Origin of the sequence: Myxococcus llanfairpwllgwyngyllgogerychwyrndrobwllllantysiliogogogochensis (assembly GCF_006636215.1) — a bacterium.
GTDB lineage: Bacteria > Myxococcota > Myxococcia > Myxococcales > Myxococcaceae > Myxococcus > Myxococcus llanfairpwllgwyngyllgogerychwyrndrobwllllantysiliogogogochensis.
On record NZ_VIFM01001054.1, the window covers coordinates 1 to 380 of the forward strand.

Consider the following 380-nt stretch of genomic DNA (forward strand, 5'->3'; position numbering starts at 1 on the left):
TGCCAGAGCTTAACCCTTATATTCCTGATGATTTCTCGCTGATTAAGTCAGAGAAGAAATACGACCATCCAGAGCTGATTGTTGATGAGTCGAATCTGCGCGTGGTGTATGCGCCAAGCCGTTATTTTGCCAGCGAGCCCAAAGCTGATGTCAGCCTGATTTTGCGTAATCCGAAAGCCATGGACAGCGCCCGCAATCAGGTGATGTTTGCGCTCAATGATTATCTCGCAGGGCTGGCGCTTGATCAGTTAAGCAACCAGGCGTCGGTTGGTGGCATAAGTTTTTCCACCAACGCTAACAACGGCCTTATGGTTAATGCTAATGGTTACACCCAGCGTCTGCCGCAGCTGTTCCAGGCATTGCTCGAGGGGTACTTTAGC

1 protein-coding gene is annotated in these 380 nt (G+C 50.3%); it reads left to right on the forward strand.

The genetic code is table 11. The features are described 5' to 3' along the window. Nucleotides 1–380, forward strand: a 380-nt coding sequence (locus tag FJV41_RS56825; protein WP_220138093.1) for a hypothetical protein, incomplete at both ends; no start/stop codon positions are given.